26 protein-coding genes are annotated in these 23,204 nt (G+C 66.7%); 12 read left to right on the forward strand and 14 right to left on the reverse strand.

Going from position 1 to position 23,204, the window contains the following annotated elements; translation table 11 throughout:
- Positions 1–1,238, forward strand: a 1,238-nt coding sequence (locus tag NQ204_RS02650; RefSeq protein WP_256643003.1) for a hypothetical protein, incomplete at its 5' end; no start/stop codon positions are given.
- Positions 1,239–1,299: 61 nt separating this feature from the next.
- Here the strand turns inward: NQ204_RS02650 and NQ204_RS02655 are convergent.
- Both NQ204_RS02655 and NQ204_RS02660 read right to left on the reverse strand, forming a co-directional pair.
- The gene (locus NQ204_RS02655) at positions 1,300–1,713 is read right to left on the reverse strand and encodes a barstar family protein (RefSeq protein ID WP_108769331.1); all 414 of its coding nucleotides are present in this window, start codon (positions 1,711–1,713) and stop codon (positions 1,300–1,302) included.
- Positions 1,710–2,180, reverse strand: coding sequence for a guanyl-specific ribonuclease (locus tag NQ204_RS02660; RefSeq protein WP_256643004.1), 471 nt, complete (start codon positions 2,178–2,180; stop codon positions 1,710–1,712). The genes NQ204_RS02655 and NQ204_RS02660 overlap by 4 nt, the downstream gene beginning before the upstream one ends.
- A gap of 224 nt (positions 2,181–2,404) precedes the next feature.
- On the opposite strand from NQ204_RS02660, the gene NQ204_RS02665 reads away from it, so the two are divergent.
- A complete protein-coding gene (locus NQ204_RS02665) occupies positions 2,405–3,016 on the forward strand; it encodes a superoxide dismutase (RefSeq protein ID WP_079222465.1) in 612 nt (203 codons plus the stop codon).
- Between the two features lie 103 nt (positions 3,017–3,119).
- Here the strand turns inward: NQ204_RS02665 and NQ204_RS02670 are convergent, their stop codons facing one another.
- Positions 3,120–3,971 carry an endonuclease/exonuclease/phosphatase family protein gene (locus tag NQ204_RS02670; protein ID WP_116865157.1) on the reverse strand — a complete coding sequence of 284 codons (852 nt, stop codon included), beginning with the start codon at positions 3,969–3,971 and terminating at the stop codon, positions 3,120–3,122.
- Between the two features lie 161 nt (positions 3,972–4,132).
- On the opposite strand from NQ204_RS02670, the gene NQ204_RS02675 reads away from it, so the two are divergent.
- Both NQ204_RS02675 and NQ204_RS02680 read left to right on the forward strand, forming a co-directional pair.
- Positions 4,133–5,698: a POT-type proton-dependent oligopeptide transporter gene (locus NQ204_RS02675; RefSeq protein WP_116865158.1), complete on the forward strand. Its 1,566-nt coding sequence runs from the start codon at positions 4,133–4,135 to the stop codon at positions 5,696–5,698.
- A gap of 12 nt (positions 5,699–5,710) precedes the next feature.
- Complete coding sequence (locus NQ204_RS02680; protein WP_108769327.1) at positions 5,711–6,334, forward strand: rhomboid family intramembrane serine protease; 624 nt, start codon at positions 5,711–5,713, stop codon at positions 6,332–6,334.
- Positions 6,335–6,377: 43 nt separating this feature from the next.
- Here the strand turns inward: NQ204_RS02680 and NQ204_RS02685 are convergent, their stop codons facing one another.
- Positions 6,378–6,542, reverse strand: coding sequence for a hypothetical protein (locus NQ204_RS02685; RefSeq protein ID WP_165835752.1), 165 nt, complete (start codon positions 6,540–6,542; stop codon positions 6,378–6,380).
- Between the two features lie 211 nt (positions 6,543–6,753).
- On the opposite strand from NQ204_RS02685, the gene NQ204_RS02690 reads away from it, so the two are divergent.
- Genes NQ204_RS02690 through cfa form a run of 3 tightly spaced genes read left to right on the forward strand, consistent with a single transcriptional unit; the run spans position 6,754 to position 9,107 of the window.
- Positions 6,754–7,056, forward strand: coding sequence for a GNAT family N-acetyltransferase (locus NQ204_RS02690; protein ID WP_079222461.1), 303 nt, complete (start codon positions 6,754–6,756; stop codon positions 7,054–7,056).
- Between the two features lie 36 nt (positions 7,057–7,092).
- Positions 7,093–7,974, forward strand: coding sequence for a DUF3298 and DUF4163 domain-containing protein (locus NQ204_RS02695; protein WP_256643005.1), 882 nt, complete (start codon positions 7,093–7,095; stop codon positions 7,972–7,974).
- A gap of 17 nt (positions 7,975–7,991) precedes the next feature.
- The gene (gene cfa, locus NQ204_RS02700) at positions 7,992–9,107 is read left to right on the forward strand and encodes a cyclopropane fatty acyl phospholipid synthase (RefSeq protein WP_116865160.1); all 1,116 of its coding nucleotides are present in this window, start codon (positions 7,992–7,994) and stop codon (positions 9,105–9,107) included.
- A gap of 86 nt (positions 9,108–9,193) precedes the next feature.
- Here the strand turns inward: cfa and NQ204_RS02705 are convergent, their stop codons facing one another.
- Positions 9,194–11,362, reverse strand: coding sequence for a M3 family metallopeptidase (locus NQ204_RS02705; protein ID WP_116865161.1), 2,169 nt, complete (start codon positions 11,360–11,362; stop codon positions 9,194–9,196).
- A 140-nt stretch (positions 11,363–11,502) separates the two neighbouring features.
- Between NQ204_RS02705 and NQ204_RS02710 the strand changes: the two genes are divergently transcribed.
- On the forward strand, positions 11,503–11,982 hold the full coding sequence (locus tag NQ204_RS02710; RefSeq protein WP_256643006.1) for a glutathione peroxidase: 480 nt from the start codon (positions 11,503–11,505) through the stop codon (positions 11,980–11,982).
- A gap of 65 nt (positions 11,983–12,047) precedes the next feature.
- Here NQ204_RS02710 and NQ204_RS02715 read toward each other — a convergent pair whose 3' ends face one another.
- The 4 genes from NQ204_RS02715 to NQ204_RS02730 all read right to left on the reverse strand — a co-directional run bounded on the left by NQ204_RS02715 (position 12,048) and on the right by NQ204_RS02730 (position 16,492).
- Positions 12,048–12,827, reverse strand: a complete 780-nt coding sequence (locus NQ204_RS02715; protein ID WP_116864078.1) for a ferredoxin--NADP reductase — start codon at positions 12,825–12,827, stop codon at positions 12,048–12,050.
- Between the two features lie 94 nt (positions 12,828–12,921).
- Positions 12,922–14,775 carry an ABC transporter ATP-binding protein gene (locus NQ204_RS02720; RefSeq protein WP_256643007.1) on the reverse strand — a complete coding sequence of 618 codons (1,854 nt, stop codon included), beginning with the start codon at positions 14,773–14,775 and terminating at the stop codon, positions 12,922–12,924.
- 334 nt (positions 14,776–15,109) lie between these two features.
- Positions 15,110–15,559, reverse strand: coding sequence for a carboxymuconolactone decarboxylase family protein (locus NQ204_RS02725; RefSeq protein ID WP_150456100.1), 450 nt, complete (start codon positions 15,557–15,559; stop codon positions 15,110–15,112).
- A gap of 36 nt (positions 15,560–15,595) precedes the next feature.
- Positions 15,596–16,492: an RNA polymerase sigma-70 factor gene (locus tag NQ204_RS02730; protein ID WP_256643008.1), complete on the reverse strand. Its 897-nt coding sequence runs from the start codon at positions 16,490–16,492 to the stop codon at positions 15,596–15,598.
- Between the two features lie 147 nt (positions 16,493–16,639).
- Between NQ204_RS02730 and NQ204_RS02735 the strand changes: the two genes are divergently transcribed.
- The 3 genes from NQ204_RS02735 to NQ204_RS02745 all read left to right on the forward strand — a co-directional run bounded on the left by NQ204_RS02735 (position 16,640) and on the right by NQ204_RS02745 (position 19,289).
- Positions 16,640–18,157: a fumarate hydratase gene (locus NQ204_RS02735; protein ID WP_165835717.1), complete on the forward strand. Its 1,518-nt coding sequence runs from the start codon at positions 16,640–16,642 to the stop codon at positions 18,155–18,157.
- A 118-nt stretch (positions 18,158–18,275) separates the two neighbouring features.
- Positions 18,276–18,608: a hypothetical protein gene (locus NQ204_RS02740; protein WP_133249421.1), complete on the forward strand. Its 333-nt coding sequence runs from the start codon at positions 18,276–18,278 to the stop codon at positions 18,606–18,608.
- Positions 18,609–18,653: 45 nt separating this feature from the next.
- Positions 18,654–19,289 (forward strand): glutathione S-transferase family protein, encoded by a 636-nt coding sequence (locus NQ204_RS02745; protein WP_256643009.1) that lies wholly within the window; start codon positions 18,654–18,656, stop codon positions 19,287–19,289.
- Positions 19,290–19,436: 147 nt separating this feature from the next.
- Here NQ204_RS02745 and arsC read toward each other — a convergent pair whose 3' ends face one another.
- The 3 genes from arsC to NQ204_RS02760 form a co-directional block, all read right to left on the reverse strand.
- Positions 19,437–19,778 carry an arsenate reductase (glutaredoxin) gene (gene arsC, locus NQ204_RS02750; RefSeq protein ID WP_256643010.1) on the reverse strand — a complete coding sequence of 114 codons (342 nt, stop codon included), beginning with the start codon at positions 19,776–19,778 and terminating at the stop codon, positions 19,437–19,439.
- Positions 19,778–20,932, reverse strand: a complete 1,155-nt coding sequence (locus NQ204_RS02755; protein ID WP_256643011.1) for a phospholipase A — start codon at positions 20,930–20,932, stop codon at positions 19,778–19,780. The genes arsC and NQ204_RS02755 overlap by 1 nt, the downstream gene beginning before the upstream one ends.
- A gap of 122 nt (positions 20,933–21,054) precedes the next feature.
- Positions 21,055–21,540, reverse strand: coding sequence for a DUF456 domain-containing protein (locus NQ204_RS02760; RefSeq protein WP_116864070.1), 486 nt, complete (start codon positions 21,538–21,540; stop codon positions 21,055–21,057).
- 234 nt (positions 21,541–21,774) lie between these two features.
- On the opposite strand from NQ204_RS02760, the gene NQ204_RS02765 reads away from it, so the two are divergent.
- Positions 21,775–21,984, forward strand: a complete 210-nt coding sequence (locus tag NQ204_RS02765; protein WP_108769314.1) for a cold-shock protein — start codon at positions 21,775–21,777, stop codon at positions 21,982–21,984.
- Positions 21,985–22,060: 76 nt separating this feature from the next.
- Here NQ204_RS02765 and NQ204_RS02770 read toward each other — a convergent pair whose 3' ends face one another.
- The gene (locus NQ204_RS02770) at positions 22,061–22,558 is read right to left on the reverse strand and encodes a glycine zipper 2TM domain-containing protein (RefSeq protein WP_116864069.1); all 498 of its coding nucleotides are present in this window, start codon (positions 22,556–22,558) and stop codon (positions 22,061–22,063) included.
- 130 nt (positions 22,559–22,688) lie between these two features.
- Complete coding sequence (locus NQ204_RS02775; protein ID WP_256643012.1) at positions 22,689–23,123, reverse strand: hypothetical protein; 435 nt, start codon at positions 23,121–23,123, stop codon at positions 22,689–22,691.
- Positions 23,124–23,204: the final 81 nt, after the last annotated feature.

The raw sequence follows: 23,204 nt of genomic DNA on the forward strand, positions 1-23,204 counted from the left end.
CGCCGCGTCCGCAGCCGGCCGCGCCTGCTGCAGCCGCGCCTGCGCAGGCGGGCAGTGCCGCAGTGACGCCGCCACCGCCGGCGCAGAGTGAGCCCGCACCGCAGGCTGCGCCTCCGCCGACACCGGTGCAGGCCACTGCAGTTGCCGAGGCGACCACCGATTTCGTGGTGCCGCCGGTCAGCGTGCCGCGCACCGAAGTGAACATCGTGCCGCGTGACAGCACGCCCGCCGTGCGCGAGCTCAGCGTGCAGACGGTGCAGGCGCCTGCGGTGACGATGCAGGTGCGCACGCCGCAGCTGGCCGTGCCTGCCCCTGCGGTGCGCGAAGTACAGGTACAGGAGCGCGAGGTCGCCACGGTGGAGGCACCGGTGGCGCCGCAACCGCTGCGCAGCGCCGAGGTGCAGGTGCGCCTGCCGCAGCAGCGCGAGGTGCAGGTGCGCGAGCGCGAAGTGCAGGCGGTGGTCGACCCGCAGGTGCGGATGGCGGCCGTGCCTGGCCGCGAACCCAGTGTACGCGCGCCGACGGGTCGTGACGTGCAGGTGCGCGAGCGCAGCGTGGCCAACGCGCCGGTCGCTGCGCCGTCTCCCGCCAGTGGTGCCAGCACTGCCACGACGCCGGCTCCCGTCGGCAGCGCGGCCCGCCAATCCAGCACGGCATCGGCGCGACCGGCCGCCAGTGCGGCGACGCCGGCACTGGCCGGTGCGCGTCCCGCCCCGACGCCGGGCAACTGGGCAACACCGGCCAAGGGCGACGACTGGGGTGCGTCGAGCCGCAACCGCGATGGCGCCCAGCAGGGGGCCGCGCAGGCCAGCGCGCGCGGTGCGGGCCAGGGCCTGTTCAACGCAGATGGCAGCGTCAACGTGCCCGGCCAGGAAGGCAAGGGCCCTGCCGAGCGCGGCGCGCCGGGTGGCGACAACGATGGCTGGACCAAGGAACGCATCGCTGAGTCGGGCCGATGGCTGAAGCGGCCGCCGTACGACTACACGCCGACGTCGTTCGACAAGTACTGGGTGCCGCAGGAATCGCTGCTGGCCGAATGGGTGCGCAAGGGCGTCAAGGCGATGGAGATTCCGTTGCCGGGTACCAGCACGAAGATCTCCTGCGTGATCTCGATCCTGCAGGCCGGTGGTGGCTGTGGCCTGAGCGACCCGAACATGCAGGACCAGCCGGCGGTGGCAAGGCCGCCGCCGGACATCCCGTTCAAGAAAGAGCTGCAGGAAGATAACGGCAGCCGGTAACGGCGGACTGTCCGCCGCGTGCCGCGCTGCGCGCTCGCCGGGTGTGACCCGCCGCTACCGTTTACTCGCTCTGCGACAGAAACACCCAGAACGGCACGTCGCGGCCGACCCAGTCGCGGCTGGCTTCGTCCATCACGTCCAGCAGCGTGTCGAAGTCCTTCGCCGCGCCCGCGCGCAGCGCATCCACATCGGCCAGGAACAGGGCGTAGCCCGGTGCCGGCAGCCACTGCAGGTCGCGCAGGTTGTCGGCCAGTGCATCCCAGTTACCGCCGAAGCCGGCCGGGAAATCCAGCTGCGCGGCCAGCCGCGCGAGCAGGGTGCGCTTGTCGGTCACGCCGTGCAGGTCGATGCGGATCACCTTCAGCGAGGCATCGCGCATTGCCGCAGCCAGGTCGCTGATGTCGCCGGTATCGATGGCATAGACGCCAGCGTTGTTGATGTCATGCAGGCCGAGGCCGAAATCGTCGTGGCTCATGGGCGTTCTCCCGGGGCCGGTACGGTGAAGCTGCGGAACGAATCGTAGTGATCGTCGGTGTAATACCACGCCTGTGGAGGGTCGCCGCCGGTGATGATGCGGCGCGCGCCGCGGTTGGATGCACCGGGGGTATCGACCGTGTACTCACGGTAGTAACCGCGCGGTCGCTGCGGCAGGCGCTGCTCGCGGTTGCCGAAGGTAGTGCCGTCCTGGCGGTGCGGGAAGGGGCCGCCGCGCTGGATGAGGGCGATGGTCTGCCGCGCCTCGGCAGGCAGGAAACCGGGCAGGCCATCACGCTGGTCGCTGCCGGCGGCGCGCGCGGCCGGCGCGGCCGGCGCGCTGCGGTTGCTGGCGCCCTGCAGGTCCGGCGCGAACTGCGGTGCCGGCGGCCGCTGGAGGAAATGGTTGGCGACCAGCCCAAGCAGCAGCAGGGCGATGGCGGTGATCAACAGCCGGGGATTGCGCATGGGCCGTGGCGGGCGAGGGACGTGCGTGCACTGTAGCGCCTGCGCGCTGCATCGTGCATGAGGAGCGGTGGTCGCGTCACTGCTGCGTAACAATTGCCAGTGCAATCACCTGCAGGACGCAATTTCCTTTACATCCCCCTTGGTAATCTGGCGGTCTGTCCCCATCATTCAACGCGCACCGCCCGACGACGCCGTCGGGTGCCCTCGCTATCAGGAGATGCATCATGGCCTACACCCTGCCCAAGCTGTCCTACGCCTACGACGCTCTGGAACCGAACATCGATGCGGCAACGATGGAAATCCATCACACCAAGCATCACCAGACCTACATCAACAACGTCAACGCGGCGCTGGAAGGCACCGAGTACGCTGACCTGCCGGTCGAAGAGCTGGTGAAGAAGCTGAAGTCGCTGCCGGAGAACCTGCAGGGTCCGGTGCGCAACAACGGTGGTGGCCATGCCAACCACTCGCTGTTCTGGACCGTGATGGCCCCCAACGCCGGCGGCAACCCGGTCGGTGACGTGGCCAAGGCCATCGACAAGGACCTGGGCGGTTTCGACAAGTTCAAGGACGCCTTCACCAAGGCTGCGCTGACCCGTTTCGGCAGCGGCTGGGCCTGGCTGAGCGTGACCCCGGACAAGAAGGTCGTGGTCGAGAGCACCGGCAACCAGGACAGCCCGCTGATGGAAGGCAACACGCCGATCCTCGGCCTGGACGTGTGGGAACACGCCTACTACCTGAAGTACCAGAACCGTCGCCCGGAATACATCGGCGCGTTCTTCAACGTCATCGACTGGAACGAAGTCGAGCGTCGTTACCAGGAAGCGATCGCCTGATTGCAGTGACTGGATGAAGCGATGAGGCCGGGGGGAACCCCGGCCTTTTCGTTTTCGTGCGACCGCATCCGCCGGGCCATGGCCGGCGAGCGCAGCGGTACGTCTATTCGGTGGTGGCCGGCACACCCTGCAGTCGCAGCGTGGCCATCACACCCAGGCGCAGGGCGGGCAGGTCGCCGTCGGCGGGCAGCAGGATCGCCTGTTGGCGGATGCCCCCGAAATACTTGACCTGGAACAGCACGTCCAGGCCATGGCCGCTGGCGCCGCCGCCGCTGGCGGCCGGGGCGTCCGGCCTGCCCCCGGGGTTGCGCCGCGCCGGCTGGAAGCCGGGCGTGCTGCGTACCAGCTCGGGGGTCGCTGCGGCGAAGTCACCGGCGATCAGACTGGGCATGCCATCGGAGGTGGCACCGATCCAGGTCATCAGGTCGCTGGTCTGGTGCTGGCGTGCGGTGGCTTCGTCCGGTTCGGGGCGCAGGCGGGCTACATAGACGTTGAGCAGGGCCTCGCCCATCCGCAGGCGCATCATGCCGGCGGCGCTGAAGGTGCCGGGCGGATGCAGCAGGGTCACCCCGTCCTCGCTCACCGGCAACCGGGTCAGCATCGCGTTGCCGTGCCGCAGCGGCTGGCTGGGCGGGTCGGCGGTGACGAAATCGCAGCTGTAGCGCAGCCGGCTGGCCAGCCAGCAGGCGGGATTGCGGCCCTGCTGCTGCAGTACCTGCTGCACGGAGATCACATCCGGCTGCAGTTCGGTCAGCAGCTGCAGCACCTGTTCGCGGCGCTGCTTCCACTGCGCGTCATCGCGGCTGGGCAGTTCCAGCGCGGCCACGGTCAGCTGCCGGCCCTCATCAGCGACGGCACCTGCCAGCGGCGTGGCCTGCGGTCGCGCCCACGCCGGCGCGGCCAGCAGCAGCACGAGGCAACCAAGCAGGAGGCGGGCAGGGGGGCGGTGGCGCATAACGATAAGTTTACGCTTTTGCCGTGCAGGTGCCGTGACTTCCGGCAGGGTCGCGACCGCCTGCCATGGATCGGCGGCCCTGTCATGCAGCCCTGCAGCGTGCTTAGCAGCCACTGCTTCCGTAAACTTGCGCCTTTCGCTTTGCAGGAATGCCTTACAGGATGAGCCACGACGCAGTCGCCCCCATCGCCGGCCAGGGAAAGATGCCGCGCCAGATACCCTACATCATCGGCAATGAGGCCTGCGAACGGTTCAGTTTCTACGGGATGCGCAACATCCTGGTGCAGTTCCTGATCACCTCGCTGCTGCTGCAGGAAATCACTGCAGAAGGCCGTGCCGGTGAAGCCAAGGACATCATGCACAGCTTCATGATCGGCGTGTACTTCTTCCCGCTGCTCGGCGGCTGGCTGGCCGACAGGTTCTTCGGCAAGTACCACACCATCCTCTGGTTCAGCCTGGTCTACTGCGCCGGCCATCTCTGCCTGGCGCTGTTCGAGAACAGCCGCGAAGGCTTCTTCCTCGGCCTGGGCCTGATCGCGCTGGGTGCCGGTGGCATCAAGCCGCTGGTGGCCTCGTTCATGGGTGACCAGTTCGACCAGAGCAACAAGCACCTGGCCAAGTTCGTCTTCGATGCCTTCTACTGGATCATCAACTTCGGCTCGCTGTTCGCCTCGCTGCTGATCCCGCTGGTGCTGAAGAACTGGGGCCCGCAGTGGGCGTTCGGCATCCCGGGCATCCTGATGTTCATCGCCACCTTCGTGTTCTGGCTGGGCCGCAGGCGCTACGTGCTGGTGCCGCTGCCGCCGAAGGATCCGCATTCGTTCGCCAACGTGGTGCGCACCGCGCTGACCACGCGCGTGGCCGGGCAGGGCCGTCCGGGCCTGGCCATGGCCGTCGCCGGCGTTGTTCTGGCGGTAGCCTCGCTGGGCCTGGTCGGCAGCCTGGGCATCGTCATCTGCCTGTGCATCGCGCTGGTGCTGGTCCTGGCCGGCATCGGCGGCGGCACCTGGATGCAGCTGGACCGCGCCCGTGGCCAGCACCCGGCCGAAGCCGTGGAAGGCGTGCGCTCGGTGCTGCGCGTGCTGGTCATCTTCGCCCTGACCACCCCGTTCTTCTCGCTGTTCGACCAGAAGGCCTCGACCTGGGTCCTGCAGGGCCAGCAGATGCAGATGCCGAGCTGGTTCACCGCCTCGCAGATGCAGGCACTGAACCCGCTGCTGGTGATGATCCTGATTCCGTTCAACAACCTGGTGCTGTACCCGGCCCTGCGCCGCTTCGGCTTCGAGCCGACCGCGCTGCGCCGGATGACCGCCGGCATCGCCTTCAGCGGCCTGGCCTGGATCGTTGTCGGTGGCATCCAGGTGGTGATGGACGGCGGCAACGCCATGTCCATCTTCTGGCAGATGCTGCCGTACGCGCTGCTGACCTTCGGTGAGGTGCTGGTCTCGGCCACCGGCCTGGAGTTCGCCTACAGCCAGGCACCGCAGGCCATGAAGGGCGTGGTGATGAGCTTCTGGAACCTGACCACCACCATCGGCAACCTGTGGGTGCTGCTGTCGAATGCAGCCGTGCGCAACCACACGGTGACCGAGAAGATCGCCGGGACCGGTCTCAGCGAGGCGGCGTTCCTGATGTTCTTCTTCGCCGGTTTCGCGTTCGTCGCGGCGTTGGCCTTCGGTTGGTATGCAAAACGCTATCGTATGGTCGACAACTACCGCACTGCCTGAGCCTGAGCCGACATGACACCCGTCAATCTGCTGTTGATCGCCATCACCGCCCTCCTGTCGTGGATGGCGTTCAACAACCGCAAGCTGGCCGACCGCCTGATCCTGTGGCCGCCGGCGGTGGACCGTCACCGCCAGTACGACCGCCTGATCACCTACGGCTTCGTCCATGCCGACTGGTCGCACCTGATCTTCAACATGATCACGCTGTTCTTCTTCGGCGGGCAGATCGAGAAGGTGATGCTGTCGTTGACCGGCAGCTGGCTGACCTACCCGGCGTTCTATCTGGGGGCGCTGCTGGTCTCGATCCTGCCGAGCTACCTGAAGAACCAGAAGAACCCGAACTACCTGAGCCTGGGCGCGTCAGGCGCGGTGTCGGCGGTGCTGTTCGCCTTCATTCTGCTCAGCCCGTGGACGATCATCCTGGTGTTCTTCATTCCGGCGCCGGCGATCATCTATGCCGTGTTCTACGTCGGCTACAGCATCTGGATGGACAAGCGCGGCGGCGACCGCATCAACCACAGCGCGCACCTGGCCGGTGCCGCGTTCGGCGTGATCTTCATGCTGGCCATGCAGCCGGCCATCTTCGGCCACTTCCTGGCGCAGCTGTCGAACCCGACCTTCGGGTTCGGCCGCTGAGGGGCGAGGGTCGGATCCCCTGGGATCCGACCCGCGTGGCGGCTCAGGCCGCCCGGATGTTCTGGCCGTAGGTATCGAGCAGGCGCGAGTAAACCTCCTCGCCGATCCGCTGGAAGTCCTGGTCGTCGGTCTGACCTTCCACTGCCAGCTGCAGCAGGCCCTCCAGCAGGGCGTGGTCGGTATCGGTATGGGAATCGCTGGGGTGCATGGCGGGCCTCCAAAGGCATGACGCAGGGGCAACAATCGCAAGGGGCGTGCCAATCGGGCCGTATCCCTCCAGAGGGGATAGCGGCCGCCATCGCTGCAGCTTGAGGGTCCGGATCTGACGCAGATCGTCCAGACCTGCCCCTGTTCAGGCTTCACACGGTCATGGCGCCCGGCTGCGCACCATGCGCGCAGTCGTCGCAGGAGACAGTCACATGGCTTCGGTCACGCCCCCCGGTCTGGCCTATGAGGTCGAGCACGACCAGGCCAACCACCGTTTCATCGCCCATGTGCGTGGACAGCGGGCACTGCTGGACTACCAGATCAAGCGGCGGCGCATGGTCATCACCCATACCGAGGTGCCCGAGCCGATCGCCGGCCGCGGCATCGCCGGTGAGCTGACCCGGGTCGCGCTGCGCTTTGCCCGCGAGCACAAATACAAGGTGGTGCCGGCCTGCGCCTACGCCGAGGCGTTCCTGCAGCGGCACGAGGAGTTTCACGACCTGCTGGTAGGCTGAATGCAGCGGGCCACGCTTCAGCCATCGCAGGCGATGATGTACGAACATGAACAGGGGATCCCGATGAAGACTGGAAACAACCGGCTGCTGCGCGTGAGCGCGCTGGCCGGCGCAATGGGTGTGCTGCTGCTGGCCGGTTGCCAGCGTGGTGAAGAGGCGGCTCCGGCCCCTGATGCGGCACCGGCGGCAGAAGCTGCCGCGACCGAGCCGACGCCTGCCACCGAAGCGCCGCTGGACCTGCGCGACGTGGTGGAGAACAACGAGCGCGAAGTGGTCGGCATCAGCTACCCGGCAGGCATCGACCGCTACCCAGGCCTGGCGCGCGCGCTGCAGGACTACGCCACCACCGCCCGCGGCGACCTGCAGCAGGCGCTGGACGGGCTGGGCAATGACAAGCCGACCATGCCGTACGAACTGTCGCTGAGCTTCGAGAAGGTGCTGGAGACCCCGCAGCTGGTGGTGGTCAGTGCCGATGGCAGCCGTTACACCGGTGGCGCCCATGGCGAGCCGCTGGTGGCGCGTTTCGTGTGGCTGCCGCCGCAGCAGCAGATGCTCAGCGCCAGCACGCTGGTGGCCGATGACAAGGGCTGGAAGGCGATCAGTGATTTCGTCGCCGACCAGCTGCGCGAGCGCGTGGCCACCCGCCTCAGCAGCGAGGACATGCAGCCGGCTGATCTGCAGGAATCGCTGCGCAATGCTTCGCGGATGATCGCCGAGGGCACCGGCCCGCAGGCCGAGAACTTCAGCCAGTTCCAGCCGCTGACCGACGACAAGGGCCAGATCACCGCGCTGCGTTTCGTGTTCCCGCCCTACCAGGTGGGGCCGTATTCGGATGGCACGCAGACGGCCGATGTGCCGGCCGCGGTGCTGCTGCCGCACGTGGCCAAGGATTACGTGGCGCTGTTTGCACGCGGGTAACCGCAGACGGAGGATACGTGGACACAGGGTTGCAGGAGCGGGTTGCCGGCCTGCTCCAGGAAGCCGGGGTCCGCATCGGCGGCACCCAGCCGCAGGACATCCAGGTGCATGACCCGCGCTTCTTCGCGCGGGTCATCGCCCAAGGTTCGCTCGGGCTTGGCGAAAGCTACGTGGACGGCTGGTGGGATGCCAACGTCCTGGATGACTTCCTGGTCCACCTGATGATGGCGCACTTGGACGAACGCGTGCATGGCTGGCGCGAGTTGGCCGATGCGCTGAAGGCACGGCTGTTCAACCTGCAGGCCGGGCAGGGCAGCTATGAAGTCGGCCGCCGCCATTACGACCTGGGCAACGATCTGTACCAGGCCATGCTCGGCCAGCGCCTGGTCTACAGCTGCGGGTACTGGCGCAATGCCGCCGACCTGGATGCCGCGCAGGAGGCCAAGCTCGACCTGGTCTGCCGCAAGCTGGGCCTGCGCCCGGGCCAGCGCGTGCTGGACATCGGCTGTGGCTGGGGCGAGGCACTGAAGTACGCCGCCGAGCGTTATGGGGTCAGTGGTGTGGGCGTGACCATTTCGCAGGAGCAGGCCGCGTTCGCCCGTGAGCTGTGCGCGGGCCTGCCAATCGAGATCCGCCTGCAGGACTACCGCGATCTGGACGAGCCGTTCGATGCGGTGTTTTCCATCGGCATGTTCGAGCACGTGGGCGACAAGAACTACGACAGCTTCTTCGAGGTGGCGCGGCGCTGCCTGTCGCCGCGCGGGCTGCTGCTGTTGCACAGCATCGGCAGCAACGTATCCCGCCACCGCACCGATCCGTGGATCGCGCGTTACATCTTCCCCAATTCGATGCTGCCCTCGGCGGTGCAGATCACCCGGGCCTTCGAAGGCCGCTTCGTGCTGGAGGACTGGCACAACTTCGGCACCGACTACGACCTGACCCTGCAGGCGTGGCGGCGCAACGTGGAGGCGGCGTGGCCGCAGCTGGATGCGCGCTACGACGAGCATTTCCGCCGCATGTGGCGGTTCTATCTGGCCGGATCGATGGCCACGTTCCGCTGCCGGCATGCGCAGCTGTGGCAGCTGGTGCTGTCGCCGGAGGGTGTGCGCGGCGGGTATGTGGCACCGCGTTAGATGGCATGGTCAGGGTCGGAGCCCATCCCAACAAAAAACCGCCCGGCTTCCCGGGCGGTTTTCATTTCACGCTACCGTGCAGGCGATCAGTTGCCGGCGCCGGTCAGGCCGCGCTTTTCCAGCAGCGGTTCGATCTGCGGCTCGTGGCCGGCGAAATCGCGGAACAGCTGCATGGCATCCACGCTGCCGCCCTTAGACAGCAGGGTCGCACGGAAGTGGTCGCCGTTCTTGCGGCTCAGGCCACCGTTGTCCTTGAACCACTTCTGGGTGTTGGCGTCCAGCACTTCCGACCAGATGTAGGCGTAGTAGCCGGCCGAGTAGCCGCCCATGATGTGGCTGAAGTACGGGGTACGGTAGCGCGGCGGAACCGGCGCGTAGTAGATGCCGTCCTTCTCCAGCGCGGCGCGCTCGAAGGCCATCACGTCCTTCGCCGCCGGCACCTTGTCGGCCGCCAGCTGGTGCCAGTTCTGGTCCAGCATCGCTGCACCCAGGTATTCGGTGGTGGCGAAGCCCTGGTTGAACTTGGCCGCAGCCAGCACCTTGTCCAGCAGCGCCTGCGGCATCGCCGAACCGTTCTGGTAGTGCTTGGCGTAGTTCTTCAGGATGGCCGGGTTGTCGGCCCACATTTCGTTGACCTGCGAGGGGAACTCGACGAAGTCGCGCGGCACGGCGGTGCCCGAGAAGTACGGGTACTTCACGTTGGAGAACATGCCGTGCAGGGCGTGGCCAAATTCGTGGAACGTGGTGCTCACCTCATCCCAGGTCAGCAGGGTCGGCTGGCCGGCCGGCGGCTTGGGGATGTTGAGGTGGTTGGCGACCACCGGTTTGAAGCCGGTCAGCTTGGACTGCGAGACGTAGGAGTTCATCCAGGCGCCACCGCGCTTGGACGCACGTGCGTACGGATCGAAGATGAAGATCGCCAGCTGGCTGCCGTCGGCATCGAACACGTCATAGACGGTGACGTCGTCGTGGTACACCGGCAGGTCGGTGCGCTGCTTGAAGGTCAGGCCGAATTCCTGGTTTGCGGCGAAGAACACGCCGTTCTCCAGCACGTTCTTCATTTCGAAGTACGGCTTGAGTTGGGATTCGTCGAAGTTGTACTTGGCCTGGCGCACCTTCTCGCTGTAGAACGCCCAGTCCCACGGCTCGAGCGCGAAGGTCTTCTTGCCGGCGGCCTTCTGTTCCTTGTCGATCATCGCCTGCAGGTCGGCGGCTTCGCGCTTGGCGTTGGCCACGGCGGCCGGGGCCAGCTTGCCCAGCATCGCGTTGACGGCTTCGGGGTTCTTCGCGGTCTGGTTGGTCAGGTTGTAGGCGGCGAAGTTCGGGAAGCCCATCAGCTTCGCCTTGTCGGCGCGCAGCTGCATGATGCGCGAGACCAGGGCGGTGTTGTCGAACTCACCACCGCGGCTGCCACGGGTGATCGAGGCTTCGTAGATCTTCTGGCGCAGCTCGCGGTTGGCCAGGTTGGTCAGCGGCGGCTGGCCGGTGGTGTTGAGCAGGGTGATCACGTACTTGCCGTCCAGGCCGCGGGCCTTGGCGGCTTCGGCGGCTGCGGCGATCTGTTCCTGCGACAGGCCGTCGAGCTGCTTGACGTCGTCGACGGTGATCGCCGAGGCGTTCACTTCCGACTGCACGTTCTGGCTGAACTTGGTGCCCAGGTTGGCCAGCTCGGCGTTCATGGTCTTCAGCGTGGCCTTGTCGGCCTCGGACAGCTTGGCGCCGGAGCGCACGTAGTTGTCGTAGTACTTCTCGACCAGGCGCACGCCTTCGGCGTCCAGGCCCAGCTGGCTGCGGGTGTCATACAGCGCCTGGATGCGGGCGAACAGCTTGCCGTTCAGCGCGATCGCATCGCTGTGCGCGGCGAACTTCGCCGAGTAGTCGGCCTGCAGCTTCTTGCGCGCATCATTGGTATCGGCGCCGACCAGGCTGAAGAACACGGTGGTCGCGCGGTCCAGCACGTCACCGCTCTTTTCCAGGGCGATGATGGTGTTGTCGAAGGTCGGCTTGGCCTTGGTGTTGGCAATCGCCTCCACTTCCTTCAGCTGCTGCGCCATGCCGGCGTCGAAGGCCGGGGCGAAGTCGCTGTCCTTGATCTTGTCGAACTGCGGGAAGTGCAGCGGCAGCGGGCTGTCGGCGAAGAACGGGTTGGCCTGCTGCGCATTGGCGGCAGCAGCCGGGGGGGCGGCGCTGGCCGAATAGGCGGGCAGGGCAAGGCCGAGGGTCATGGCCACGGCAAGGGCAAGGCGGGTGGTCAAGGCGGTACTCCGGTAAGACAGACAAGTGCCCGAGGTTAACCCGCCCGGCCCGGGCGCCACTTGTGTCAAAAGGCATGCCCGACGGCGCAAACCGGCGCGGCCTGCGATTACCATGGGGCTCCCCCTGCGGACGGTACGCCATGCCCAACGCCTTCGACTTCGGTTTCGTGGACCTGGATGGCCAGCCGCAGGCATTGGCGCAGTACCAGGGCCGGCCGCTGCTGCTGGTCAACGTTGCCAGCCGCTGCGGCTTCACCCCGCAGTACACCGGCCTGGAACAGCTGTGGCAGGACTACCGCGACCGCGGTCTGGTGGTGGTCGGCTTCCCCTGCAACCAGTTCGGCGGGCAGGAGCCTGGCGACGCGGCGCAGATCCGCCAGTTCTGTTCGCTCGACTACCCGCTCAGCTTCCCGCTCTCGCAGAAGATCGAGGTCAACGGCGAGGGCGCCGACCCGCTGTGGCACTGGCTGTCGCACGAGAAGCGCGGCCTGCTGGGCATCGCCCGCATCAAATGGAACTTCAGCAAGTTCCTGCTCGACCGGCAGGGCCAGGTGGTGGCGCGCTATGCGCCGACCACCGCACCGGAACAGCTGCGCAGCGCGATCGAAGCGCTGCTGTAGAGCCGAGCCCATGCTCGGCTCTACTGACTCATCCGCCGGGCATGGCCCGGCGCTACCGGGGTGCCTTACTTCTCGACGAAGGCGCGTTCGAACACGTAGTGGCCGAGCTGGCCAATACGCGGCGACACCTGGAAGCCACGCGCGTCGAGCACGGTGCGCAGGTCGGCCAGCATCTGCGGGCTGCCGCAGATCATCGCGCGGTCGTTCTCCGGGCTCATTTCCGGCAGGCCCAAGGTGCGCTGCATCTCGCCGCTTTCCATCAGCTGGGTCAGGCGGCCCTGGTTGGCGAACGGTTCGCGGGTGACGGCTGGGTAGTACAGCAGCTTGTCGCCGATCATCTCGCCGAGGAACTCGTGCTCACGCAGTTCCTTCTCGAAGTAATCGCGGTAGGCCAGGTCCTTCTCGTAGCGCACGCCGTGGCAGAGGATCACCTTCTCGAAGCGCTCGTAGGTTTCCGGGTCCTTGATGACCGACAGCCACGGCGCCATGCCGGTGCCGGTACCCAGCAGGTACAGGTTCTTGCCCGGGTGCAGGTCGCTGATCAGCAGGGTGCCGGTGGGCTTCTTGCCGACCAGCACCTTGTCGCCCGGCTTGATGTGCTGCAGGCGCGAGGTCAGCGGGCCGTCCTGCACCTTGATGCTGAAGAACTCCAGGTGTTCTTCCCAGTTGGCACTGGCGATGGAGTACGCGCGCAGCAGCGGTCGCGCCTCGGTCTCCAGGCCGATCATCACGAACTGGCCGTTCTCGAAACGGAAGCCGCTGTCGCGGGTGAGGGTGAAACTGAAGTAGGCATCGGTCCAGTGGCGGACCTCAAGCACCGTTTCGGCGCCGAAAGCGGAAGACATGGGGGCACATTCAGGCAATGGATTCGTCCCCGCCATTCTACCTCAAATGAGAGGGGTTCTCATTATCCGGAACGAGAGGCGTTCTCAGGGCCACTCAGCGGTACCCAGCGGCCTGCAGTTCGAACAGCTCGGCGTAGCGCCCTCCCTGGGCCATCAGCTCCTCGTGGGTGCCGCTGGCCTCCAGCCGGCCCTCGGCCAGCACCAGGATGCGGTCGGCCATGCGCACCGAGGAAAACCGGTGCGAGATGAGCACGGCGGTGCGCCGGTCGGCCAGCTCGCGGAAGCGCTGGAACACTTCGAATTCGGCGCGGGCATCGAGCGCAGCGGTCGGCTCGTCGAGGATCATCACCTGCGCATCGCGCATCCACGCGCGGGCGATGGCGATCTTCTGCCACTGCCCGCCGGACAGGTCCACGCCCTGCTTGAAGCGGCGGCCGATCAGCTGCTCGTAGCCTCCGGGCAGGGCATCGATCACTTCTTCGGCCATGCCCCGCCGCGCGGCATCGGCGATGCGCGCCTGGTCGGCCATCGCCTCCACCTGGCCGACGCCGATGTTCTCGCCGGCGGTGAGGTTGTAGCGCACGAAGTCCTGGAAGATCACGCCCAGGTTGGCGCGCAGGTCATCCAGGTCGTAATCGCGCAGGTCGCGGCCATCGAGCAGGATGCGGCCTTCGTCCGGTTCGTACAGGCGTGCCAGCAGCTTGACCAGGGTGGTCTTGCCGGCACCGTTCTCGCCCACCAGCGCCAGCACTTCACCGGCGTGCAGCTGGAAATCCAGATGACGCACCGCCCACTGCTCGGCATCGGGGTAACGGAAGCCGACGTTCTCGAACACGAAACCCTGCTGGATTGGCCGCGGCACGCTGACGGCGCCCTCGCGGGAGTGGATTTCCGGTTCGATCTGGAAGAACGAATACAGATCGTCCAGGTACAGCGCCTGGCTGGCCACCTGCGAGAAGCCGATCAGCAGGCCTTCCAGCAACTGGCGCAGGCGCAGGAAACTGCCGGCGAGGAAGGTCAGGTCGCCGATCGAGAAATCGCCGCGCACCGTGCGCCAGGCGATATAGGCATAGGCGGTGTAGTAACCCAGCGTGCCCAGCGCAGCCAGCACCGTGCCCCAGAACGCGCGCCGCCGCGCCAGCGCCCGGTTGGCCAGGAACAGTGCAGCCGACAGCCGCCGGTAGCGCTCCACCAGGAAGCGGTGCAGGTTGAAGATCTTCACTTCCTTGGCCGTTTCCACGCTTGCGCCGAGCTGGCGCAGGTAGTCCAGCTGGCGCCGCTCCGGCGTCCACAGGAAGTTGAGGCTGTAGCCGGCGGCGTTGAAGTGCGATTCGCCGATGAAGGCCGGCACCAGCGCCAGCGCCAGCAGCAGGATCAGCCACGGCGCATAGACCAGCAGGCCGACCGCCAGGCTGGCCACGGTGATCGCGTCCTGCACCTGGCCGAACAGCTGGCTCATCAGGTTCATCCGGCCCATGGTCTGGCGCCGCGCACGGTCCAGCTTGTCCTGCAGGTCGGGGTCTTCGAAGTCCTCCAGGTCCAGCGTCGCGGCGTGTTCCATCAGGCGCACGCTGGTGGCGTTGGCGAACAGTTCCGACAGCAGCGCATCGGCATAGCTGACCAGCCGGCCGAGCAGGTCGGAGGCGATGGCCAGGCCGAACTCCAGCGCCAGCAGGCCCAGCAGCGGATTCAACAGGCCACTGGACAATGCCTCGCCCAGCGGTGGGAAGCCGGCCCCGTGCTGGCTCAGGTGCAGGGCGGTATCGATGATGAGCTTGCCCACGTACAGCATCGCCACCGGCAGCAGCGCACGGATCAGGCGCAGGCCGAGGCTGGTAAGGGTCAGCGCGGGGCTGGTCTGCCAGACCTGGCGCAGGAACGGCGGCAGGTTGCGCATCGCCTTGAAGCGCTGGCGCAGGCTGGGTTTCTTTTCGGTGGCAGCAGGCATGGCGCCATTGTGCGCGCGTAACGCGTGGAGAGGGGGTCAGATCCCTTCGCTGCGTGAAGGGATCCGCCCCCTCATATCCACGCCTTGCGTGGATCCAACGTGTCGACCAAGGTCGACACCTGCCAACAGCGGCAGGACATCTGTCGAAGGCGGGGTGGGTCAGGTTGCAGGGGCGTGAGCCGCATGGATGCGGCGACCGAGCTTACATGGACGTACTTGCAGCCCCCTGCGACCTGACCCACCCCGCCATCCCACAGTACCCAGCTGTTGACGTTGCCCTTGCTCCGGCTGTCGCCTCTGCGGGTGCCGGGCGCAGCCCGGCCAGAAAACCCCTTTACGGCAGCGGCGGCAGCAGCCCTGCACCCAGCCGGTTCCAGGCATTGATCACCGCGATGCCCATGCTCAGGTCACTGATGCCCTTCTCATCGAAGTGCGGCGCCAGTGCATCGAATGCCGCCTGTGACGGCGCGCCCTCGGTCAGCCGGGTCAGGGCCTCGGCCCAGCCCAGCGCGGCACGCTCGCGTGCATCGAAGAAACGGCTTTCGTGCCAGGCCGGCAGCGTGTCGAGCTTGCGCGGCTCGATGCCGCCCTTGCGCAGCGCGGTGCCGTGCATGTCCATGCAGTAGCCGCAGCCGTTGAGCTGGGACACGCGCAGGAACAGCAGTTCCATCAGTGTCGGGTCGATCGAACTGTCATGCACCGCCTTGCTGGTGGCCAGCAGGCCCTTGAACGCATCGGCGGCCAGGCGGGTATAGGGGACGCGGGGAGAAGCATGGTCGGACATTTTCAGCTCCACGACGGCCACGGTGGCCGTCTTTCACTACAAGGACGCCGTGCCGTCCGCGTTCGTGACACGCCCACGCAGTTTTTCCGGATTGAGCACGCTGTACACGTTGGCGATGCGGCCCTCGGCCACTTCGATGGTGGTCACCGAGTGCAGCTGGTCGCCGAGGAAGCGCAGGATCGCCGGCTCGCCATTGACCCAGCCCAGCTGCGCGGTGTGGCCCAGGCCGCGGCGCGCGATCGCCCAGAACAGGCGGCCGATGCGTTCGGCACCCAGCAGCGGGCGCACCGCCGCGGTGACCACGCCGCCGCCGTCGGACACCAGCCGCGCGTTGGCATGCAGCAGCGCCTGGATGGCCTCGCTGTCGCCACGCTGGGTGGCGTCCATGAAGCGCGCCAGCAGCTGCCGGTGCTGGCAGGTATCGGCGTTGAAGCGCGGCCGGCCGGCCTGCAGGCGCTGTTTCGCCCGGTGCACCAGCTGGCGGCAGTTGGCCTCGCTCAAGCCGAGCAGCGCGGCGATCTGCCGGTAGTCGTGGTCGAAGGCCTCCTTCAGCAGGAAGGCGGCGCGTTCCTCCGGTCCCAGCTGCTCCAGCAGGGTCAGGAAGGCCACCGAGACCTCGTCGGCGCGGGCATGGGCCACGGCCGGGTCGCTGGCCGGTTCTGCGGCCAGGCTGATCTCCAGCGGTTCAGCCAGCCACGGGCCGACGTAGTGGACCCGCTCGCGCCGGGCCGCGCGCAGCCGGTCCAGGCCAAGCCGCGTGGTGGTGGTGACCAGCCAGGCCTCGGGGTCGCGCACAGCGGCCGGATCGGCGCCGGACCAGCGCAGCCAGGCATCCTGGACCACGTCCTCGGCATCGCTGCGGCTGCCCAGCAGGCGGTAGGCCAGCGCCATCAGGCGCGGGCGGTGGGTCTGGAAGGCGGATTCAGTGTTCATGTCGACCAGGACGCCGGGGAGGGATGAAGCGTGACAGGGCCCTCGTGCGATCTTGCCGGCCAGCGGCCGGCGCCACCACCCCTGCAGCCGGGGGAGGGGGTAAAATGGAGGATTACCCCCCGCCAGCCTCGAGCAAGCGAGCAAGCCGTGACATCGATCAAGCAGGAAGACCTCATCCAGTCCATCGCCGACGCGCTGCAGTACATCTCGTACTACCACCCGGTCGACTACATCAAGAACCTCGCCGCCGCCTACGAGCGTGAGGAGTCGCCGGCCGCGAAGGAAGCGATGGCCCAGATCCTGATCAATTCGCGGATGTGCGCCGAAGGCCACCGTCCGATCTGCCAGGACACCGGCATCGTCACCGTGTTCCTGGAAATCGGCATGGACGTGCGCTGGGACGACGCGACCATGGGCGTGGAAGACATGGCCAACGAAGGCGTGCGCCGCGCCTACCTGCACCCGGACAACAAGCTGCGCGCTTCGGTGCTGGCTGATCCGGCCGGCAAGCGCGTCAACACCAAGGACAACACCCCGGGCGTGGTCAACGTCAAGGTGGTGCCGGGCAACACCGTCGACGTCATCGTCGCCGCCAAGGGTGGTGGTTCGGAAGCCAAGACCAAGTTCGCCATGCTCAACCCGTCTGACTCGATCGTCGACTGGGTGCTGAAGACCGTGCCGACCATGGGCGCCGGCTGGTGCCCGCCGGGCATGCTCGGCATCGGCATCGGCGGTACCGCTGAAAAGGCGATGCTGCTGGCGAAGGAAGCGCTGATGGAGCCGATCGACATCACCGATCTGCAGGCCCGTGGTGCATCCAACCGCATCGAAGAGCTGCGCCTGGAGCTGTACGAGAAGGTCAATGCGCTGGGCATCGGCGCGCAGGGCCTGGGTGGCCTGACCACCGTGCTCGACATCAAGATCAACGATTATCCGACCCACGCGGCCAACCTGCCGGTGGCGATGATCCCGAACTGCGCGGCCACCCGCCATGCGCACTTCACCCTGGATGGCAGCGGTCCGGTGATGCTGGATCCGCCGTCGCTGGAAGACTGGCCGAAGCTGACCTACGACTCGTCCAAGGGCACCCGCGTGGACCTGGACACGATCACCCCCGAAGACGTGGCCAACTGGAAGCCGGGCCAGACCCTGCTGCTCAACGGCAAGCTGCTGACCGGCCGCGACGCCGCGCACAAGCGCATGGTCGACATGCTCAACAAGGGCGAGGAACTGCCGGTCGACCTGAAGGGTCGCTTCATCTACTACGTCGGCCCGGTCGATCCGGTGCGCGACGAAGTGGTGGGCCCGGCCGGCCCAACCACCGCCACCCGCATGGACAAGTTCACCGAGCAGGTGCTGGCACAGACCGGCCTGCTGGGCATGGTCGGCAAGGCCGAGCGCGGCCCGGCCGCCATCGAGGCCATCAAGAAGCACAAGTCGGCCTACCTGATGGCCGTCGGTGGCTCGGCCTACCTGGTGTCCAAGGCGATCAAGGCGGCCAAGGTCGTCGGCTTCGCCGACCTGGGCATGGAAGCGATCTACGAGTTCACCGTGCAGGACATGCCGGTGACCGTGGCGGTCGATTCCACCGGCGAATCGGTGCACAAGACCGGTCCGCGTGAGTGGCAGGCCCGCATCGGCAAGATTCCGGTGGTGGTGGAGTAAGCCCCACCGATTGCAGGAGAACGGCGCCGCAGGGCGCCGTTTTTCGCTTGACGCCGCACGAAGGTCGGCATTGCTAGGCTTCGCTGGGTTTTCCGATGTATTGAACAGGGAGTGTCCAATGTCATTGTTTCGATGCCTTGCGCTGTTGTGTGTTGTTTCCCTCGCCGCCTGCAGCAGCAGCGGCGATCTGTACGACGGCGCACCCGGCAACAACGCCAGCGCGCAGTGCGTGATGGCATGCCAGCAGTACCGCAATGCCTGCCTGGCCCGTTCGGATTCGGACCGTCGCTCGACCTGCGATGCGCAGGCGGCGAGCAAGTGCGACCGGATCAAGGATGACGAGATGCGCCGCTCCTGCATGTCGCAGGCGCAGGCCTGCATGGACCAGTCGCCGTTGATCAGCTGCAGCCAGGACGCCGACAGCTGCATGGCCTCCTGCGGCGGTGGCTGAGCCGTTGGGCCCATAATCGGCGCTTCCCGCAACCGGAGTCGTCGCATGCGCACTACGCTATATGGGTCTGTCAGCACTGCCTCGCTGGTGGTGCACTGGCTGCTGATCGAACTGGGCATCGAGCACGAACTGGTGCTGCTGGATTTCGATCGGCGCGAGCACAAGTCGGCGCAGTACCTGGCGCTGAACCCGGCGGGTGTGGTGCCGACGCTGATGATCGATGGCCAGGTGCTGACAGAAGCGGCCGCCATCGCGCTGTACCTGGCCGATCGCCGCCCCGAGGCCGGCCTGCTGCCGGTCCCGGGTACGCCCGCACGTGGCGAGGCGTATCGCTGGATGTTCTGGTGCGCCAACACCCTGCAGCCCGCCTACCGCGCGTGGTTCTACCCGCATGAAGCGGCCGGCGAAGCGAATGTGGCCGCCACCCAGGCGATGGCCCGGCAACGCCTGGAGGCTGCCTGGCAGCAGATGGCCGCACACCTGCAGACGCAGGGACCGTATGTGCTGGGCGAGGCGCCCAGCGTGGTCGATTTCATGCTGGTGATGCTGATGCGCTGGTCGCGCAACATGCCCACGCCCACCGACAACCTGCCGGTGCTGAAGATCTACGCGCAGCGGATGAAGGCACGCCCATCGTTCGCAGAGACCTACCGCCGCGAAGGCATCACCGACTGGCTGTAACCCGTTCTGTAGCGCCGAGCCATGCTTGGCTGCTCGTCGCTCCCTGTGGAGTCGAGCTTGCTCGACTGCCGTTAACCTCCAGTCGAGCAAGCTCGACTCTACGGAACAGCAGCCGAGCACGGCTCGGCTCTACCAAAGCGGGGCGGGTTACAGGAGTTCCCGCACGGTTTCCGGCGGGCGGCACAGGCGTGTGCCCTTGGGGGTGCGCACGATCGGGCGGTTGATCAGGCGCGGGTGTTCGGTCATCGCGGCCAGCAGGGTGGCTTCATCGACACCGGCCAGGCCCAGTTCGGCGAACTGCGGCTCCTTGCTGCGCACCAGGTCGGCGGCGGCCAGGCCGGATTCGGCCAGCACCTGGTGCAGGGTGGCCACGTCAGGCGGGGTGCCCAGGTAGTCGACCACCACCGGCTCGATCCCGGCTTCGCGGATCAGCGCCAGCGCGCCGCGCGAATTGCTGCAGGCCGGGTTGTGCCAGATCGTCACCGTCATCAGAACCACTCCAGCAGCGATACGCCCACGCCCACGTAGGTGGCCTTGTGGTTGTAGTCGATCATGCTTTCGCCGTAGCCATCGAACACCTGGATGTGGCCGCGCAGCAGGTTGCTGATCGGGAAGCCGTAATCGAGCTGCAGCGCGCCGTGCGAACGGTCGCCGGTGCGCAGTGAATGGCGCGCCATCAGCGCGATTTCATGGCCGTTGCGGTTCCAGATCAGGGTCGCGTCGCCACGGCCCATGTAGTCCTCGATGTCCGGATTGTTGTCATCGCTGCGACTTTCCGGGATGCGGTACCAGGGGCGCAGCACCAGCGCCCAGTTCTCGCGGTCCAGGCCGATGTTGAGCATCACCCGGTTCCAGCTGCGCGACAGCGGGTCAGGGCGGCCGTTGGACTGGTGGTTGAGGCTGATCCCGGTCATGCGCCCACGCCAGCCACCGATCGAGTAGCCGTTGCGGAACACCATCATCACTTCCGGTTCGTAATTGGTCTCGCGGAACGGGCGCGAGTTCTCGGCGTTGTAGGCCTGCCAGCGCGAGCTCTGGGTGTAACCGGCCCAGATGTCACCGTTGTCGCCGAACAGGTTCTCGGCGATCTTGGTCTTGAAGCTGATCTGGAACTTCAGCTCGGTGCTGTCCAGTACCTGCGGCGTGGTCACGCTGTTGGCCGGGTTCGGCGACTGCGGCATCTGGTTCTTGTCACTGGTCCAGAAGGCGGGCAACAGGTAGACCGGCTTGTAGGCGCGCAGCTGGAACGGGCCCAGCTTGGAGTCCTCGGCCAGCTCCCAGCGGCTGTCCAGCAGCGAGCCGCGGCCGGCATTGGCCAGGGCGCTGTCGTCCGGTGCCGGGCGGAAGATGTCGCCCACGCGGGTACGCAGCTTTTCTTCGCCTTGGCTGAGGCGCGACGCCTGGCGTTGTTCACGCAGGCTCTGTGCGGCCTGCTGGGCGGCGGCGTCTGCCTCGGCGGTGGCCTGGGCGTTGCGACCGAAAAGTCGGTCATAGCAGGCCAGGCGCGCGGCGTCACTGTCGACGGCGGCGCAGCCAGCCGGCGCAGCGGTGGGAGTGGGCGCGATTTCCTGCGCGGCCAGCGGCGCACTGGCCAGGGCCAGCGCCAGCGGCGCGAAGCGGGGGAGCAGCGTGGGGAGGGTCATGGCAGCAGGCCCTTCAGAGGATGAATACGGGAAGACACACAGTGTGGCGGCTGCCCGCAGCAACGGCCAGCCCCTTGGTTTATGCCCGGCGCGGGCGTGCGCATGGCGTGAAGGCGGGGGCCTCACAGGAACCAGGCAAAGGCGAACAGGCCCAGCATTGCGATCACCACGGCCAGCTTCAGGGCAAGGCCAAGCAGGATGCCCAGCCACGTGGCCATGCCGACTTTGGTCGAGCGCCCCAGCTCGCGGGTGTGCCAGTACTCGCCCAGCAGGGCACCCAGCAGCGGGCCGGCGAACAGCCCGATGGGCATGAAGAACAGGCCGACGATGCTGCCGATGAAGGTACCCCAGAGTGCCTTGCGACTGGCCCCGACCCGCTGCGCCCCCACCACCGTGGACAGTACGTCAGCCACCAGGGACAGCGCGGTGAGGACACCGAGGGCCACCAGCGTGGGCCAGCCGACATGGGCAAAGCCGTCAGCCCATGCCGCTAGCAGCAGGCCGACGAACACCAGTGGCACCCCGGGCAGGGCCGGCAGGATCACGCCGGCAATGCCAACCAGGACGAAAATGACCGCTAGCAGATACAAGATGAATGAGAGGTCCATGCTGTCCCGTATGGTTGTCTTTTTGGGGTTGACACTTTGAGATTTTGGCAGTTGATTTTTCGTTTTGCTCGGGTTAAGTTGCAGTCGCTGAGCTTGGCAAGGTCACCGTGGATCGTGGCCTGATGAAGCAAGATCTAACCGATCCGCTGCATCGTTGCACCTCGCTTCCCCCTTGCTTGTCAGCCGCCCAACAGGCGTTTCCAACAACAAGAGAGTCACCAGGGAGTGAGTGAGATGGCTGATCGCGAGACCGGTACCGTAAAGTGGTTCAACGATGCAAAGGGCTTCGGCTTCATCAGCCGTGAAAACGGCGAAGACGTGTTCGTGCATTTCCGTGCCATCCAGACCCAGGGCTTCAAGAGTCTGAAGGAAGGCCAGAAGGTCACCTTCACCGTCGTGCAGGGCCAGAAGGGCCTGCAGGCCGATGCCGTAGAGCCGGTCTGAAGACCCGCCTGCAATGCATCGCACGAAAAAGGCCCGCGCAAGCGGGCCTTTTTCATTGCCACCGTCGGCTGCTGGATCAGCGCAGGACGACGCGGCCGTTGACGACGCGGACGTAGGTGTTTTCGCGGATACCAGCCAGGTCGCGCTGGTTGACCACGATGGTGCGGCCATCGTCCATGCGCACGGTGATGTCGTAGGTATCGCTGGTCACGTTCTTCTGGATCTGGTTGCCGGCGAGGGCACCACCCACCGCGCCTGCGGCGGCAGCGACATTCTTGTTGCCGCGGCTGCCACCGGTGTGGTCGGAGATCTCATGGCCGGCCACGGCGCCGACGATGCCGCCGAGGATCGCGCCGGTCGCGCTGGGCGCGGTACGGCCCGAGGCCACGGTGTTGATGCGGGTCACGATGCCGCAGTCGGCGCAACGGTTCTGGTTGTAGCCGTTGTTGTTGCCGTAGCCACCATTGTTGTAGCCACCGTTGTTGTAACCACCGCCGCCGTAACCGGGCGAGGTGGCGCAGCCGGCCAGGGCGAGCGTAGCAATGACACTGGCGGCGATGAGCTGGATCTTCATGGGGCGTCTCCTGGCCGTGAAGGCGGGATGGAAGGGTGGTACTGCGTCATGCAGCAGGGTGATCGAATCGTCCACCTTCCAGCGTGAACAAGGTGCCAATCACGCCAGCCTTCCCCGGCTGGAAGATGAATCAGCGGAAGTCCTGGTGGCAGGTCCGGCAGTCGTCCTGCACGGTCTGCACCAACTTGGCCAGCGCTGCACAGTCACTGGGCGGGGCGGCCAGCGCCGCATTGAGGTCCGCCCGGTACTGGCTGGCATGCTGCTGGAAGCGCGCATCGTCCTTCAGCCTGGGAAACGCCAGGTCCAGGTCGTTGGACAGCAGCCGCAGCGACTGCAGGCGCGGCTGGCTGTCGGCCAGGCTGCAGCGGTTCTGCTGCTGGGCGTGCTGCAGCAGCTCCGCCTGTCGCTGCATCACGTGCATCAGGCTGTGCGGGAAGGGATCGCGGCCCGCCTGCAGGGCGCGGCCGACCATGACCGTGGCAACCAGACCGGTCAGCAGGCCGAGCACGAGCACGAACAGATAGCGCTGTGCGCTGGAAGGACGACGGGACGGGCTGGCGTTCATGCGGGCTCCTCCATGGGTGATGCGTGGGCGTGCGACGGTGGGTTCGATGGCGGCCCGCTATGGCCGCCGCTGCCTGCACGT

It is taken from the genome of Stenotrophomonas testudinis (assembly GCF_024499815.1).
Lineage (GTDB): Bacteria > Pseudomonadota > Gammaproteobacteria > Xanthomonadales > Xanthomonadaceae > Stenotrophomonas.